This window comes from Bifidobacterium sp. MSK.17.10 (assembly GCF_019129655.1).
Lineage (GTDB): Bacteria > Actinomycetota > Actinomycetes > Actinomycetales > Bifidobacteriaceae > Bifidobacterium > Bifidobacterium adolescentis.
This window is the reverse complement of the sequence record NZ_JAHOJD010000007.1, coordinates 42,953-58,160: the sequence shown is the minus strand read 5'-3', so window position 1 is coordinate 58,160 and position 15,208 is coordinate 42,953. Positions and strand designations below refer to the sequence as shown.

The following is a 15,208-nucleotide window of genomic DNA, read 5'->3' as shown; positions in this document are numbered from 1 at the left end:
CCTAGAAAATGCTCGTATCGGAAACGCGCTTGGCGATCGCGTTCGCGGTGATCAGGAAGACGAAGTTGACCAAGGTATTGAACAGGCCGATGGCGGTCGAATACGAATACTGGCCGTTAATAATACCGATCTTGTAGGTGTAGGTCGCGATGACCTCGGTGGCCGGCATATTCAGCGAATTCTGCATCAGGTAGATCTTGTCGAAACCCACGTTGAGCACGGAACCCATGTTCATGATGAGCAGGATCGCGCAGGTCGGCATGATCGCCGGCAGGTCGACGTAACGGATCAGTTGCAGACGGCCGGCGCCATCGATCTTCGCGGCCTCGTACAGCGAGGTGTCCACGCCGGCGAGCGCGGCCAGGTAGATGATGGAGTTCCAGCCGACGTGCTGCCAGACTTCGGAGATCCAGTAGACGGCGGTGATGGCGCTGGTGGAGCCCATCAGCGATTCGTCGCCGAAGAAGCGGCCCAGGATGCCGGAGCCCGGGGACAGGAAGATGTTGAGCATCGAGACGATGACCACCACGGAGATGAAGTGGGGCATGTAGGTGACGGTCTGTACGAAGCCCTTGATTTTCTTGGAGCCGATCTGGTTGATCAGCAGGGCCAGGATGATTGGGAAGATGAAGCCCATGACCAGCGTCCACAGGGAGATGCGGACGGTGTTGGTCATGATCTCGCCGAAGAGCGGGTTATGGAAGAACTCGTTGAAATATTTGAATCCTACGAACTTGCCGCCGGTCAGACCCTTGGTCGGGTCGAATTCACGGAAGGCAAGCTGGATGCCCCACATCGGCACGTAGGCGAACAGGCCGACGAAGAACAGGGCGGGAGCGGTGAGGATCCACAGCTGCCAGTAGCGGCGGAAGTGGTCGGCGATGCGATCGAGCAGACCTGGTTTCTTGCGGTCGGGAGCCGCTTCCATCGCCACGGTCCGTGCAGCAACGCCTTGCGATGTTTGTGCACTCATGTTGGTCTCCAATTTAGGATGATTGCTAGGGAACAAAAATGCGGGGTCCGGCGGCAGTCACGGGAGAGAAACGAACCCGTGCGATGGACCCCGCGGTATTACTTGGCTACTTGGTGTACTTGTCGTACCACTTCTGCCAAATCTTGATGTTGGCGTCGAGGCCGAGGGTCGGTTCGGACACCTTCTTCACGTAGGCATCCCATTCCTTGTCGATGCCGCCCTTCTGGACCCACTTCGCGATCTGGTTGTTCGCGTAGTTGGAGATGGCGGTGTTGTTGTTTTGCAGGGTGTTGGAGTCCTCGGTATTCGGGCGCACGTAAATCGGTACGACATCCTTGACGCCGTCGACGCGGTTGCGCGCCTCACGAATGGCCAAATCGGACGCAGTGACCTGGTCGGCGTTGGTGTCGTTGACCATCTTCACGTCGTCGCGAATCCAGCCACCGAAGCGGTCCTGCAGGGCGACGGCGCGGGTATCAGGATATTCGGCGTAGGCTTTAGCCTTGTCGATGGTGTACTGGTGGTCGCCGTCATCGGAGACGATATCCGGAATAGAGCCGAAGAATCCAGCCACGGAAAGCTTCTCGCCGTACATGGCGTCGATCACCTTGTAGATGGCGTCCTGGTTGGCTGCGTTCGGGTTGACGGTCAGGCCGGAACCGGAGTAGGCCCAGCGGCAGGCGTCCTGGGAATAATCCCACTTGACCTGGGAGTCGGGCGTGGAGGCGTCTTTCTTCAGCGGCGGCAGGGTGACGTACTGGTCGCCAAGCGCGTTGCCGTATTCGGAGTAGTTGGACCAACCGAAGGAGACGCCGGTCAGCGCGGTCTTGCCGTCACTGACGGTCTGCGAAGTGTATTGCGAGGCGTCGCGGGTGAGCACATCCTTCGGGATAAGGCCCTTGGCCATGAGTCCGTGCAGGTAGGAGACGACGTCCTTGAGCGCGTCGGAGGTGTAATAGCTCTTAACCTTGCCGTTGTCCACATAATAGCCCTGTTCGGAAGCGCCGCCGCCCATGAAGGAGGTGACCACGCCTTCGGAGTTCATCAGCGCCAGAGGGCTCCACAGGCCGAAGCCGAGGCTGCGGATATTCATCGGCACCTCATCGGCCTTGCCGTTGCCGTTCGGATCCTGGGTCTTGAATGCATCGAGCACGTTCTCGAGCTCGTCCCAAGTGGTCGGCATCTGGAGTCCCAGCTTGTCCAGCCAGGTCTTGTTGATAAACATGTGAGTGCCGGAAACCTCGTAACCCTTGCCGCGGTCGGAGGGCAGCATGGCGATCTTGGTGCCATCGGTAACGTACTTCGCAGCGCCCGGCTGGGCCTTGAGGAACTTCTTGACGTTCGGCATCTTATCCAGATGCGGCTTGAGATCCTCGAAGTAGGTGCTGTACTTGGCCGCATCCACCATGCTGAACAAGCTCAAGCCAATGTCCGGGAATTCACCGGCGGCCATCTTGGCGCTCTTCTGCTGACCCCAAGCGTTGTCGGCGACTTCCTGCCACTTGATGGTGCAGTCGCAGGCGGCTTCCAGATCCTTGGTGTACTGGGTGTCCTGCATCGGATGGTCGGTCACGTTGCGACGAACCAGAATATTGACGATTGGCTTGCCGTTCTCGTCTGTGGTGGCCTGCTTGTTGCCGCAGGCGGCAAACGTCGTGACCATAGTCGCGACTGCAGCTATTGATGCCAACAGGCGAACACTTCTTCGTGCCATGATTAGGCTCCTTCTTCCTTGATGTTTCCTCCTCGTACCGATGTAAGACGCACCGGTACGACCTCATCAGCCGCTTGCTTTGCGGTGATTAACACTATAAATCGTTAATCGTTTAATGTCAAACGTTAATCGTTTATCTCAATAGTTAGCGCTCTCATCAACCAGTCCCCCCAGCGTCGCAAACGTAAACTTCGGCTCCATACTGCCGTTCTTGCAGAACACCGGAATCACCCACATCGCGACACGCCGTTAATCGTATAACGTATCGTTTTTCATCAAATACACGTACAACCCGTCCGTTGTACACACAAAAGCGTAGCCGAACAGGACGGCCACCAAGTCGACACGTCGCTACTTACGAAAGATGCTCCCCTCCTTCAGGAAGAAGGAGGAGAGCACGAATGCGAGCATAGACAGCACCAAGCCAAACACGTAGCCGCACCGGGAGCCGGGATGAAGCATTCGGCATCGTACCTGCTGGTCATCGCCGTGGGATACGCTGTGCGCCATCTGGTCCACAAGTAAATCGTGCAAAAAACGCGCGTTGGTGCACGTCCTTTTTCATGGGCGTGCGCCAACGCGCGTTTTTTGCATCGGCTTCTGCGATCAAGCCTCGCGGCTCGCGGAAGCCGCAGCGAACGCCGGCAAGGCGCGAGGCGCGTTGAAGCCTTCCTTTTCGAAGCGGTCAGCAATCTTCTGTGCGATCTCGTGGCCCTGGCCCTTGTCCACCAGCGCGATGATGGAGCCGCCGAAGCCGCCGCCGGTCATACGCGCGCCGTACGCGCCGTTGACACGAGCCACATCCACGGCAATGTCCAACTCGGGCACAGTCACTTCATAATCCGCTGCGAGCGAATCATGAGACGCGTTGAACAGTCGGCCTGCCTCGTCGATCTTGCCGTTGGCGAAGGCACGCACGAAGGAATTGACACGGGCGATTTCGGTGATGACGTGGCGCACACGCTTCTTCATCGTGTCGTCTTCCAGCTTGTCGAGCGTTTCCTTGAGCGCCTGGAACGGATCGTCGGACTTGGCGATGCTGTCGGCGACCACACGCAGGTTGGCCACGCCGAGGATTTCGGCGGCCTTCTCGCAAGTGGCACGACGCTGGGCATACTGGCCGTCGTTGAGCTGATGCGGAGCCTGAGTGTCAAGCACCAGCAGTTCCAGACCGTACTTGTCGAGATCGAATTCCTGCTGGGAGACGTTCTCCAGCGGGCTCAGCTCTGGACGGCAGTCAAGACGCAACGCATGGCCGAAAGTGCAACGCATAGATGCGTTCTGGTCGAGGCCACCGGTGGACGCGCCCGCCATGTCGTTTTCCGACTTGATGGCGGCGTTGATCAGCGTCACACGACCGGCATCGGATGCGCCATAACCCAAACCGTACACGTCGTCCAGCGCCAAGGCGGTGGAGCAGGTCATGGCTGCGGAGGAGCTCAGACCGGAACCGAGCGGCACGCAGGAGGAGAATGCCGCGTCGAAGCCCTGCACCGCATCGAAGCCGGCTTCGCGCAAAGCCCAGGCCACGCCCACCGGGTAGGCGGCCCAGCCTTCCACACCACCGGCCTGCAGACCATCGAGGTCGGCTTCGGTAACGTTTCCGGAATCAACGTCGGAAACCACGTGCACCTTGGTGTCTTCACGCGGCTTGAGCGCGATGAACGTGCGGTGCGGCAGTGCGATCGGCAGGCACAGGCCCGCGTTGTAGTCGGTGTGTTCGCCAATCAGGTTCACACGGCCCGGTGCGGCCCATACGCCAGCCGGTTCCTCACCGTAGGTGGCGCGGAACAGGTCGGTCGCGTTCTTCACACCCTCGTCATGCGAGAGCGGCTCAATGAATTCAACAGCAGTCATTGGTGTTTTGTCCTTTGGGTTTTATCGGCTTTCAGCCTTCGATATCGATTGGTCCGAGCTCGTGGAAGCGCTTGGCGATGAGTTCCGGCGTGGTGTCGGACACCCATGCGGCCATGCCTGATTCGGAGCCGGCCAGATACTTGATTTTGTTGGCGGCGCGGCGGAACGAGAAGAACTGCAGGTTGAGGCGGTAGTTCTCGCGGCGCTTGTCGTGGATCGGGGCCTGATGCCAGGCAGCGATGTACGGCAGGTCCATGCCCTTGCCATCGCCCTTGTCGAAGAACGCGTTGCCGCGCTTGAGCAGTGTGGAGTACATGACGGCCAGATCCCAGCGTTCCTGGTCGTTGAGCTCGTCGAGGGTGAGCACGTCGCGCACCGGGGCCACATGAACCTCGAGCGGCCAGCGTGCCGCGGCCGGCACATAGGCGACCCAGCTGTGGTTGCGCATAACGATGCGCTCCCCGGCCTCGATTTCGGCGTTCATGAGATCCTTGAGCAGGTTGCCGCCGGTCTTCTCATGGTAGGCTTCGGTCTGCTTGAGTTCGGCTTCCATCTTCGGTGCGATGAACGGATAGCAGTAGACCTGGCCGTGCGGGTGCGCCAGGGAGACGCCGATTTCCTGGCCGTGGTTCTCGAACGGGAAGATCTGCTCGATACCCTCCATCTTGGAGATTTCGGCGGTACGGAACGCCCATGCTTCCACGACGGTGCGCAGGCGGGAGACCGGCAGGTCCGCCGGCAGGCCGTCTTCATCCGGGTCGAAGCAGATCACTTCGCAGCGGCCTGCAGCGAGCTTCTTCTCCCACAGCGGGTTACCGTTGACGTATTCCACGGCTTCGGAACGGCCCGGCACGCGAACCATCGACGGGAAGCGGTTTTCGAACACGACCACGTTGTAGTCGGTGTCCGGCACTTCGCCGTCCTGGTACGGATCGCCCGGCTTGCGCGCGGCCAGCGGATTGCCTTTGGCCGTCGCGCCCGGACCGGCGGTGATCGGACGGTTCATACGTGCGGTCGCCATCGGAATCCAATCGCCGGTCAGCGGGTCGCGGCGCATTTCTGGAGCCGCGTACGGCACTTCCTCGCCCGCGGCGTTGAGCTGGTTGGAGAAACGGTACGGAAGTTGGCGCGGATCCTTCAGTTCGCGAGTCTTGACGCCGGAGACGTATTCCGGATCGTCGTCAAGATAGAAGAAATCACGTCCGTCCGCGAGCGTGGTCGGCGTGATACGGATATGCTCCTTCGCATATTCTCCCGGAGTGTAGTTGACGAAATCACCCATGTGATTATTCACCTTCCTGAACCGGCTCGGCCTGGCGTGCCAGAACGAGCTCTTTGACCAAATCCCTTGTTTTCGACACCGAATCGGGGTCCAATCCGTCATCGGTGATGACCGTATCCACCTGGTCAAAACGTGCGAACAGCGACAGTGACGTGCAGCTCCACTTGGTGTGGTCGGTCAAAATTATCGTGCGATCGGCAATGTCCATCATCGCCATATCGGTTGCGGCTTCCAGCGAGTTCGGCATGAGGAAACCGCGCGGAATGGACACGGAATGCGTGCCCAGAAATACGGTGTTGACGCGCAGCGAGGCGACCACTTTGTCTGCGATCGGCCCGACGAGCGAGTTGGAGCGCGTGGTGACGCCGCCGGTGACGATGACTTCCACGTCTTTCGATTCAAGCGCCTGCACCAGCTCCGCCACCGGAATGGAGTTGGTAAGAATGGTGATGCCCGACGATTGCTGCGATTCGAGCAGATGTTGCGCGAACACGTACGCCGTGGTGCCGCCGCCGATGGCGATCACGTCTCCGGGGGCCACGTATTTGACGGCTTCCTGTGCGATGGCGTCCTTCAGACCGATGTCCATCTGCGACTTTACGGAAAACAGCGGTTCGCTCAGCAGCGTGCTGGTGCTGACGGCGCCGCCGTGCACGCGCTTCAGCAGACCCTTGTCCGCCAGATCGGCGATGTCACGGCGGATGGTCATCGCGGAGACGCCCAATTCCTTGGACAGCGCAGTGATGCGCACCGCACCACGGGTACGCAGACGGCTCAAAATCAAATGCTGGCGTTGCGACGAAATCATATGAACATTATCGCACATGTTCACTCAAAAATACAACTGAGTTGAGCGTTTCGCGCGTGTTTCGCTCAAAGCCGCACCACAATCGACTCAAATTCAGCCTAAAACGAACAAAAACGAACGTCCTATATGCCACACCGACACACACCGGCTTTTGCCCAAAATGCCATGCGAAACCAATGAAAACGTGCGAGAATAAGGAACTATGACATACGTTTCCGAAAACTTTTGGCACGACGCAGTGAACAAAGCCACCACCGACCTTTTCACGTTCGGCTACAAGCACATCATCAAACCGCATTTCATCTTCAACCAGACGCCCGACGTGGCCCACAGCCAGATGATCGATTTCTGCAAGGTCACCCGCAATATTCCACCGCTGATGTGGCTATGCCGCGAAATGCTCGACTACACCGACCCGATACTGGAAACCAACGTGATGGGCGTCGACTTCGCCAATCCGTTCGGCCTGTCCGCCGGCCTCGACAAGGATTGCGAGATGCCGGTGCTGCTCGACAACGTCGGCTTCGGTTTCGAAACGGTCGGCTCCACCACGTCGCGCCCCTGCCCCGGCAACCCGCGCCCATGGTTCCACCGCCTGCCTGAATACGATTCGATGATGGTGCACGTGGGCCTTGCCAACGAGGGTTCCGCGGTGGTGATTCCGCGCGCCGAGAACGCATGGACGAAGGCGAAGAGCATGCAGGTGTCGGTTTCGATCGCCCGCACGAACGACAGCAAGACCGGCGATCTGGACGAAGGCATCGAGGATTACTGCATTTCGATGCGCCGCGCGGCCGGACGCACCGCCATGGTCGAAGTGAACATCTCCTGCCCGAACACCATGGCCGGCGAACCGTTCAACCAAAGCCCGGAAGCGCTCGACAAGCTGTTCACCGAACTGGACAAAATCGACCGTCCGCAGCCGACGCTCGTCAAAATGCCGCTCAATAAGACGTGGCCGGAATTCAAGGATCTGCTGGACGTGCTCGCCGAGCACAACGTGCAGGGACTGTCGATCGCCAATCTGCAGAAGGACCGCACCGGCATGTCCATTCCGCGCGATTGGGAGGGCGGACTGTCCGGCTCGCCGTGCTACGCGACCAGCAACGAACGCATCAAGCAGGTCTACCGCGAGTATGGGGACCGGTTCGCAATCGCCGGCATCGGTGGCGTCTTCACCCCGCAGCAGGCGTATGAGAAGATTCGTTGCGGTTCGTCGCTGGTGATGTTCATCAGCGCGCTCATGTACCGTGGTCCGCAGCAGATCACCGTGTTGAAGCGTGGACTGGCCGAACTGCTCAGGCGCGACGGGTTCGAACATGTCAGCGAGGCGGTCGGCATCGACGCGTGAAACTTTTTTAATTGCGATTTAAGTTGCAATTTAAAAAGCGATTTTTCGACAATATAAAGGCGATTAATAAGTAAAAAACAGAGGCGCGTCTCCGTGGGAGGGCGGGCGTCCTGTTCACGACACACTCAAGGCCGTTCGGCCAGGCTTACGGTCGTGAACAGGACGCCCGCCCTCCCACTCGTTTTTTTGTTATGTTGCGTTGGGGTGTTATCCACTTTTCGCAATAAGAAAAAAGGAGGAGGGGAAGGAGGGTCAGCGGAAGGCGCCGCGGAGGTATGGCGGCTGGTAGGGGGCTTCCTCGACCGGCACGTCCAGTTTGTGGGCGGCACGGAGCGGCCAATACGGGTCGCGCAGGGCGGCGCGGCCGATTTCCACGGCGTCGGCGGCGCCCGACTTCAGAATCTTCTTCGCCTGCTTCGGCTTGGTGATGAGCCCGACTGCGGTGGTGGGAATGCCCGCGCGACTGCGCACCTGTTCGGCGAACGGCACTTGGTAGTCGGGCTTCACCGGAATGGTCACGTCGGGAATCAATCCGCCTGTGGACACGTCAATCAGGTCCACGCCGTGGGCCTTCAGAATCTTAGCCAGTTCGACGGTCTGGTCAAGGTCCCAACCGCCTGCGGCCCAGTCGGTGGCGGAGACGCGCACCAGCACCGGCATGGTGTCGGGCACGACGGAACGAATCGCATCCACGACTTCGACCAGCATGCGGACGCGATTGTCGAACGATCCACCGTACTCGTCGTCACGCTCGTTGATGAGCGGGTCGAGGAACTGCGACAGCAAGTAGCCGTGCGCGGCATGGACTTCCACCGCGTCGAAGCCGATGTTCATGGCACGCCAGGCGGCGTCGCGGAACTGGTCCACGATGGTGTGGATCTCATCGACGCTCAGCGCGCGCGGACGAGCCAGGGAACCGTATGCGTTGGCGCTTGGGCAAACCGTCCGCCATCCGCCTTGCTCTTCCGGCACGCTCTGTCCATCGAAACCGATCGCGTGGCAGCCGGTGGAACCCTTGCGTCCGGCGTGGTTGAGCTGCACCGCCATCGTGGCACCCGCAGCCTTCGCGTCGGCCACGATCCAACGCCATGCGTCCATCTGTCCGTCATCCCACAATCCCAGATCGCACGGCGAAATGCGGCCTTCCGGCGCGACGGCGGTCGCTTCCATGATGATCATGCCGAAGCCGCCCATCGCACGCGAAACGTAATGCTGGTAGTGGAATGGCGTGGGCTTGCCGTCCTGCGCCAATGCGGAATACGTGTCCATTGGCGGCAGCCAGATGCGGTTGCGCACGGTGACGCCACGCAACGTCATCGGATCGAACGGTTTGACCGTCTTGTTCTGCTTGCCGTTCTTCTTGTCTTCGCTCATTGTCATCTCTCTTATGAATCGTTGGTATCGCCTGAATCGTCGATATCCGCACCGCGTTCCCACGCGACGGGCATGGTACCGATTGCATTGTAAGCAGAACGCCCGCCGGTTGGGGCGGGCGTTCATGGACTGTTCACTTTGCCATGCGATTTACGCTCCAGCGGCGTAAACAGTCAGCGCAGGCAGCCAGTGCGGCCAGTCGGCACGTATAGCCGACAATCGCAACTATTGATGCTGCTGGTCACTTTGCTGCTCGGCAGGCTGTTGCTGCGATTGCTGCTGCTGGCCTTGGTTGGTCTGCTGCTGGCTTTGCTGCTGGCTTTGCTGCTGACTGTTCTGCTGGCGCTGGTATTGGTACTGGTTGTATGTTCTGGTGGCACCCTTCGAAACCGTGTACTTGTCGGCACCCTTTCCGTAATCGTTGTCGATCGGCGCGTTGATGGCGGCAAGATACGTGTTCATGAACTGCTTCCACGCCGGCGTTGCGATGTACATGCCGTACCAGGACGGGCGGTACACGCCGTTGATGGTCTTGTTGTCGAAGGTGTTGTTGATCGGGTCCTGCGCGTCGGCGACCGCGACGAACGCCGCGACCTGGTTCGGTACGAAACCTGCGGTGGTCATCACCGTGTTCTCGTTGGTGCCGGTCTTGGCGAAGGTCTTGCGATTGTTGTCGAGCTGCGTGGTCGACGCTTCGCCGCCAGGCTGCACGACACCTTGGTTCAGCGCGTAGGACACGGTCTGCGCGATGTCCGGGTCGATGGCCTGATGGCAGTTCGCGGACGGCACTTTCACCTTGCTGCCGCTGCGGTCGGTCACCTTGGTGATGGCGATCGGAGTGCATTCCACGCCGTTGGCGCCCATGGTGGCGTACACGTTGGCCATGGTCAACGGCGACGCCTGCACCGTACCGATGGTCATTGGCGGCTGGAACGAGTTAGCGGAGTAGATGTCGGACGCGTTGGAGATGGCGTTGTGGTAGCCCATCTCCTTGGCCGCGTCGGCGATCGCGCACAGACCGATGTTCGACGCCATCGAGGCCTGCGTGGTGTTGTGCGACTTGATCAGACCCTGCAGCGGGCTTTCCGGAGAGGTGGTGCCGCCGCCGGAATTCTGCACCCTCCACGGGCCGACGAAACCGTAGCCGTTGCAGTTGAACTTCGACGTGTCGTAGACGGTGGATGTGACGAGCGACTCGTTGATGGAGTGGCCTTTCTGCATCCACGCCACCATGTTGATGGGCTTCCAGGTGGAGCCGACGTTGAAGCCCATACCGCCGCCGTCCTCCTGATCGACCATGTAGTTCATGGAGGTCTTGGTCTCATCCGTTCGGGCGTCATCCGTGGCATCGTAGGTTCGGTTGATACCGAACGACAGGATTTCACCGGTGCCCGGCTTCACGGCCGCTATCATCACTTCGAATCCGGACGGGTCTGTGGCCGGAACGGTGCTGTTCGCCGCCTGCATGGCCGCGTTGTTGGCGTTGCGGTCGAGCGTGGTGACGATCTTCAGACCGCCTTCCTTCAGCAGCTTCTCGCGAGCCTCGTCGTCCTTGCCGAACGCCTTGTTCTTCAGGATCTGGTTGACCACGTACGAGCAGAAGAAGCCGGTGTTTTCAATGGCCGACTGGCATCCGGAGCTCACGTCCTGCAGGTTCAGCGTGTCCTTCAACGGCGTGTTGATGGCGTCTTTGAATTCCTTTTCGGAGGTGATGTAGCCCTGGTCGTGCATCAGCTGCAGCACGATGTTGCGCTGGTGTTCGGCTTCCTTCTGGTTGGCTTCCACGGAAGGATCGAAGTTCTGCGGATTCTTGGTGATTGCCGCGATGGTCGCCGCCTGGGTGACGTTCAGTTCCGAAGCGGAGACGTTGAAGTAGCGTTTGGCGGCCATTTCCACGCCGCACAGGTTGTTGCGGCCGAACTGCGCGATGTTGAGGTAGCCCTGCAGGATCTCGGCTTTGGAGTATTTCTTTTCGATCTGCACCGAGATCAGCATCTCGCGCAGCTTGCGTGCCACGGTGTCTTCCGTCGCATGGTATTCGGCGATCGGATCGTCGTCTTCACGGGCTTGGGTGGACAGCACGTTCTTGACGTACTGCTGCGTCAGCGTGGAACCGCCCTGCTGGTCGCCGCCTCTGACATAGGTTTGGAAGAACGCTCGGAACACGCCCTGCACGTCCACGCCGGTATGTTCGAAGAAGCGCTTGTCTTCACGGGCCACGACGGCCTGCTGCATGGCTTTGGAGATTTTCTTCAGCGGCACGACCTCGCGGTTCTGCGTATAGAATTCCGCGAAAGCGGTCTTGCCGTCGTTGAAATACATCGTCGAGCGTTGCGGAAGCGAGGTCACATCGAAATCGATGCCTTCGACCGCAAGGGACGGAATGACGGCTTTGGCCGCGTTATTGGCGGCGAACACAGCGGGCATAAAGAAAATACTCGTCACAACGCCGCCGCCCACGCATAACGTGATGTATGCGATTACCAATGCGAGCACACGTTGAACGGTAAGGGTCTTCTTCTTGGGCATGACGCCCATTCTAAAGTGGCGGGTCTACTAAACACATGCCCGCCAACGCATGTGCCGGAAGCCGTCACGGGTTTCTCACAAAACAGACAATTTCTTAGGAAAAGTTGGAAATCAGCCGAAAACCAGCCGAATGTCATCGTCTTGATCGGCGAATCAGCATGCCCGGCTGGTAGATGATGATGGACCGGCCTTCCCTGGCGATCCATCCGCGGTTAGCGAAATCCATCAACGCCTTGTTCACCGTTTCGCGTGAGGATCCGACGAGCTGCGCCATCTCCTCCTGTGTCAGATCGTGCGGCACCTTCAGGCCGGCTTCGACCGGTTCGCCGAATCGTGATGCCAGATTGAGCAGTGTTTTGGCGAGTCGTCCGGGAACGTCCATGAACACCAGATCGCAGATGCGTTCGTTGTTGCTGCGCATGCGGTGCGCCAATACCTGCAGCATGTCCACGGCCACGCGCGGATGTTCGTCGAGCCAGTCGAACAGCGCGTCATGTTCCAGCCAGACCACACGCGTGCCGTTGGTCATCGCCACCGCCGAAGCGGTACGCGGTCCGCCATGCGGATCGAACACCGGAATCTCGCCCAGCACTTCGCCGTACGCGTGGATGCTCAGCAGCTGCACACGCTTGTCGGAGGATTGTCTGGTCAGTTTGACACGGCCTTCCTCCAGCAGATACATGCGATGGTCGGTGTCTCCCTCGCGGAAGATGAAATCGCCCTTGTCGTATTCGGCATGCAGCAGATACGGCAGCAGTTCCCGGGCTTCTTCGGACGAAACCTGCTTGAACAGCGCGGTGTGCAGCAACGTCTCACGCTCATCGTCGAAACCACCAAAACCATTGATTCCGTTGGTTCCATTCGGGGTGACCATCGACGTGCCTCCGTTCCGCCGTGCTTCTGCGTTTTCCGTTGTCGACATCCATGCCAACGCTCGTTAAGTCGGGCACCATCGACCATTCGGGCTACATTGTAACTCGAACGGCGGCGTCGACCAGTCGCGCCACTACCTCGTCTCGGCCCATGCCGGTTTGAGAGCGCATGGGATCGACATGTTTTGCCGCTGATTTCACCGCTTTGTCGGACATTTTCTCTCGTGAGATGTTCAACACGCGGGTCATCTTTTCCGCGTCGATGTCGTAGGCGAGCGTGACGTGGTGCAGAATCGCGCCGGGTCCGCCGTGGGTGGGCGCGAACCGGCGTTGCGCGGCGCCGCCGAGTTTGCCGTATTGTGTGGCGATGTCGTTGAGTCCGGCGAATCGTACGTTGAGGCCAAGGGCGCGTAACGCTTCGACGAGCCAGTAGTCGCAGAGTTCGTAGGATTCCTCGACGCTCATGCCGTGGGCGAAGTCGAGTGGCGCGTACAGCGAGTAGGTGATGGTGTTGCCTGGTTCGATGAACATCGCTCCCCCGCCGGTGCAGCGGCGGACTATGTGGAATCCTTCGTCTTGCGCGGTGTGCACGTTGACTTCGTCTTCGAGCGACTGGAATCTGCCGATGACCACGGCCGGCTCGGCCCATTCCCAGAAACGCAGGGTGGGTTCGCGGGTTCCGGCAGCCACTTCGCGCGCCCATTCGACGTCGAGGTCCATTTGTTCCTGCGGTTTGCGGGGGTCGTCGTGCACGATGTTCGGTTTGAGTGCGTGCCAGCGTCGCGCGTATTCCGCCCAATTGCCGGTTTCGGCGATTTCGCCGGTTCCAACGGTTCCAGCGTTTTCGTCGCTTTCCGCGGTTCCAGCGTTTTCAATGTTTTTTGCGATTTCCGCGGTTTCTGCGGTTTCCATTGGGCTGGTATGCCGCCGAATGCGCAGGTCGTCGCGTGGTTCCACTTTCGTAACATCATTACCGCCGATACCGGCAATGCCATCGGCGCCATCGATGCCGTCAATCGCACGTTGAAAGGCGATGGCGATGCCACGCGCGCCCATGCCGACGATGCGCACGTCCGGATGGTGCAGCATCGTCCGTTCGACGGCGGCGGTCACGTCACGTTCGGAAACCATCGAACCGCTGAGGCAACGGGCCGCGCACTGTTCCAGCGCACATTCCATGGAATGCAAGAGATTCCGCGTTCCGGCATCGTCCCCGTCGAGGAAGAAATCGCCGTCGATATGGCATTCGATAACAGTCGATGATGCAGCCGGCCCAGCGTATGGAACCGTTTTCACGGCATTCGTATGAGCCGAATCAATATAGTCCGAATCGGCGTAATCCGAATCGGCATGAGAAAGCCGGACAGTCACTCCAACGAGTTTGCCGCCCGGCTGTTTGTAAAGTCCTCGAGTCATCAATCCTGCAGTTCGACGCCTTGAGCGTCACGGTGCCATTGCGAGCCGTAGTGGGAGCACAGAATCAGGATGCCTTCCACCAGTCCCCAGATGCCTGCGACGGCTGGGCCGATGATGAGAATCCAGCCGATGACGGTCAGCAGCAGCTGTGCCACGGCCTTGCCGGTGTTGCCCAAGTAGAAGTTGTGCACGCCGAAGCAGCCCAGGAAGATGCCAAGCAGACCGGCTGCCAGTTTCGACTTCTGGGCGTATCCGGCCGGTGCGACGGGCTGGCCGTATGCCGGCTGCTGCGCGTAGGCGGGCTGGGTATAGGCGGATTGGTTGTAAGACGGGGCCGCGTAGCCTTGCTGTCCGTAGTTCGCTTGGTTGTAATCCGGCTGGGCGTAAGCGTTGTTGGGGTCATACGCCGGGGCTGCCGGCTGACCGTACGACGGCTGCGCAGATTGGGCAGGCTGGGACGGCTGGCCATACTGACCGTACTGGTTGTACGATGCGGCGTTCGGATCATATACCGGAGCAGCGGGCGTGGCCGGCTGAGCCGGCTGGGTATAGACGGGAGCCGTACCGTATGCCGGGGCCGGAGTCGCCGGCTGACCGTATGACGGCTGAGCGGTCTGGGCCGACTGTGCGGTCTGGCCATACTGGCTGTATGCGGAAGCGTTCGGATCGTACGCCGGAACGGCAGGCTCGGCCGGCTGAGCGGGCTGAGTGTATGCGGCGGAGTTCTGATCGTATGCGGGGGTTTCCGGCTGCGACTCCGGATGGTTCATCTGCGCATCGTTCTGTTGTGGAATGTACGGTTGGTTGTAGTCGGCCTGGGCTGCGTTATCCGACGTTGGATTGTTGACTTGACCGGCACCATTGAAATCGGCGTTGTTATCACTCATGCCTCAACAATATCCCAAAGTTTGCCCATTTCCACCCGATTCCACCTTAGGTGGCCCCTGAAAAATCCCCGAATATGCGAAGACGCCCGCCGATTCGGGAAAAACCCTTTTCGGTGGGCGTCTCAAAGGATGGGACGGAAGTCGG

11 protein-coding genes are annotated in these 15,208 nt (G+C 59.7%); 1 reads left to right on the top strand and 10 read right to left on the bottom strand.

Annotated features, from left to right (window positions below):
- Position 1: 1 nt before the first annotated feature.
- The 5 genes from KSX58_RS07650 to KSX58_RS07630 all read right to left on the bottom strand — a co-directional run bounded on the left by KSX58_RS07650 (position 2) and on the right by KSX58_RS07630 (position 6,634).
- Positions 2 to 973 carry a sugar ABC transporter permease gene (locus KSX58_RS07650; protein ID WP_038444910.1) on the bottom strand — a complete coding sequence of 324 codons (972 nt, stop codon included), beginning with the start codon at positions 971 to 973 and terminating at the stop codon, positions 2 to 4.
- Positions 974 to 1,079: 106 nt separating this feature from the next.
- The gene (locus KSX58_RS07645; protein ID WP_011743647.1) at positions 1,080 to 2,687 is read right to left on the bottom strand and encodes an extracellular solute-binding protein; all 1,608 of its coding nucleotides are present in this window, start codon (positions 2,685 to 2,687) and stop codon (positions 1,080 to 1,082) included.
- 606 nt (positions 2,688 to 3,293) lie between these two features.
- The gene (galK, locus tag KSX58_RS07640; RefSeq protein WP_085393430.1) at positions 3,294 to 4,544 is read right to left on the bottom strand and encodes a galactokinase; all 1,251 of its coding nucleotides are present in this window, start codon (positions 4,542 to 4,544) and stop codon (positions 3,294 to 3,296) included.
- A gap of 31 nt (positions 4,545 to 4,575) precedes the next feature.
- Entirely contained in the window at positions 4,576 to 5,826 is a 1,251-nt protein-coding gene (gene galT / locus KSX58_RS07635; RefSeq protein WP_039775644.1) for a galactose-1-phosphate uridylyltransferase, read from the bottom strand.
- Between the two features lie 4 nt (positions 5,827 to 5,830).
- Positions 5,831 to 6,634 (bottom strand): DeoR/GlpR family DNA-binding transcription regulator, encoded by an 804-nt coding sequence (locus KSX58_RS07630; RefSeq protein WP_003806741.1) that lies wholly within the window; start codon positions 6,632 to 6,634, stop codon positions 5,831 to 5,833.
- A gap of 202 nt (positions 6,635 to 6,836) precedes the next feature.
- Here KSX58_RS07630 and KSX58_RS07625 point away from each other — a divergent pair, with 202 nt between their 5' ends.
- The gene (locus KSX58_RS07625) at positions 6,837 to 7,985 is read left to right on the top strand and encodes a quinone-dependent dihydroorotate dehydrogenase (protein ID WP_003806744.1); all 1,149 of its coding nucleotides are present in this window, start codon (positions 6,837 to 6,839) and stop codon (positions 7,983 to 7,985) included.
- A 252-nt stretch (positions 7,986 to 8,237) separates the two neighbouring features.
- On the opposite strand, the gene KSX58_RS07620 is transcribed toward KSX58_RS07625, so the two are convergent.
- The 5 genes from KSX58_RS07620 to KSX58_RS07600 all read right to left on the bottom strand — a co-directional run bounded on the left by KSX58_RS07620 (position 8,238) and on the right by KSX58_RS07600 (position 15,063).
- Positions 8,238 to 9,359: an NADH:flavin oxidoreductase/NADH oxidase gene (locus KSX58_RS07620; RefSeq protein WP_011743652.1), complete on the bottom strand. Its 1,122-nt coding sequence runs from the start codon at positions 9,357 to 9,359 to the stop codon at positions 8,238 to 8,240.
- Between the two features lie 225 nt (positions 9,360 to 9,584).
- Positions 9,585 to 11,897, bottom strand: a complete 2,313-nt coding sequence (locus KSX58_RS07615) for a transglycosylase domain-containing protein (RefSeq protein ID WP_042990410.1) — start codon at positions 11,895 to 11,897, stop codon at positions 9,585 to 9,587.
- Positions 11,898 to 12,021: 124 nt separating this feature from the next.
- Positions 12,022 to 12,762, bottom strand: a complete 741-nt coding sequence (locus KSX58_RS07610; protein ID WP_046999675.1) for a Crp/Fnr family transcriptional regulator — start codon at positions 12,760 to 12,762, stop codon at positions 12,022 to 12,024.
- A 91-nt stretch (positions 12,763 to 12,853) separates the two neighbouring features.
- A complete protein-coding gene (locus tag KSX58_RS07605; protein ID WP_117643053.1) occupies positions 12,854 to 14,176 on the bottom strand; it encodes a lipoate--protein ligase family protein in 1,323 nt (440 codons plus the stop codon).
- Positions 14,176 to 15,063, bottom strand: a complete 888-nt coding sequence (locus KSX58_RS07600) for a TM2 domain-containing protein (RefSeq protein ID WP_038444896.1) — start codon at positions 15,061 to 15,063, stop codon at positions 14,176 to 14,178. Before KSX58_RS07600 ends, KSX58_RS07605 begins: the two co-directional genes overlap by 1 nt.
- Between the last annotated feature and the right edge of the window lie 145 nt (positions 15,064 to 15,208).

Excerpts from the sequence above, each read along its gene's own strand:
- KSX58_RS07605 (WP_117643053.1), bottom strand. The coding sequence starts at position 14,176 with ATGACTCGAGGACTTTACAAACAGCCGGGCGGCAAACTCGTTGGAGTG.
- KSX58_RS07630 (WP_003806741.1), bottom strand. The coding sequence starts at position 6,634 with ATGATTTCGTCGCAACGCCAGCATTTGATTTTGAGCCGTCTGCGTACC.
- KSX58_RS07615 (WP_042990410.1), bottom strand. The coding sequence starts at position 11,897 with ATGGGCGTCATGCCCAAGAAGAAGACCCTTACCGTTCAACGTGTGCTC.
- galT (WP_039775644.1), bottom strand. The coding sequence starts at position 5,826 with ATGGGTGATTTCGTCAACTACACTCCGGGAGAATATGCGAAGGAGCAT.
- galK (WP_085393430.1), bottom strand. The coding sequence starts at position 4,544 with ATGACTGCTGTTGAATTCATTGAGCCGCTCTCGCATGACGAGGGTGTG.
- KSX58_RS07620 (WP_011743652.1), bottom strand. The coding sequence starts at position 9,359 with ATGAGCGAAGACAAGAAGAACGGCAAGCAGAACAAGACGGTCAAACCG.
- KSX58_RS07610 (WP_046999675.1), bottom strand. The coding sequence starts at position 12,762 with ATGGTCACCCCGAATGGAACCAACGGAATCAATGGTTTTGGTGGTTTC.
- KSX58_RS07645 (WP_011743647.1), bottom strand. The coding sequence starts at position 2,687 with ATGGCACGAAGAAGTGTTCGCCTGTTGGCATCAATAGCTGCAGTCGCG.
- KSX58_RS07650 (WP_038444910.1), bottom strand. The coding sequence starts at position 973 with ATGAGTGCACAAACATCGCAAGGCGTTGCTGCACGGACCGTGGCGATG.
- KSX58_RS07625 (WP_003806744.1), top strand. The coding sequence starts at position 6,837 with ATGACATACGTTTCCGAAAACTTTTGGCACGACGCAGTGAACAAAGCC.
- KSX58_RS07600 (WP_038444896.1), bottom strand. The coding sequence starts at position 15,063 with ATGAGTGATAACAACGCCGATTTCAATGGTGCCGGTCAAGTCAACAAT.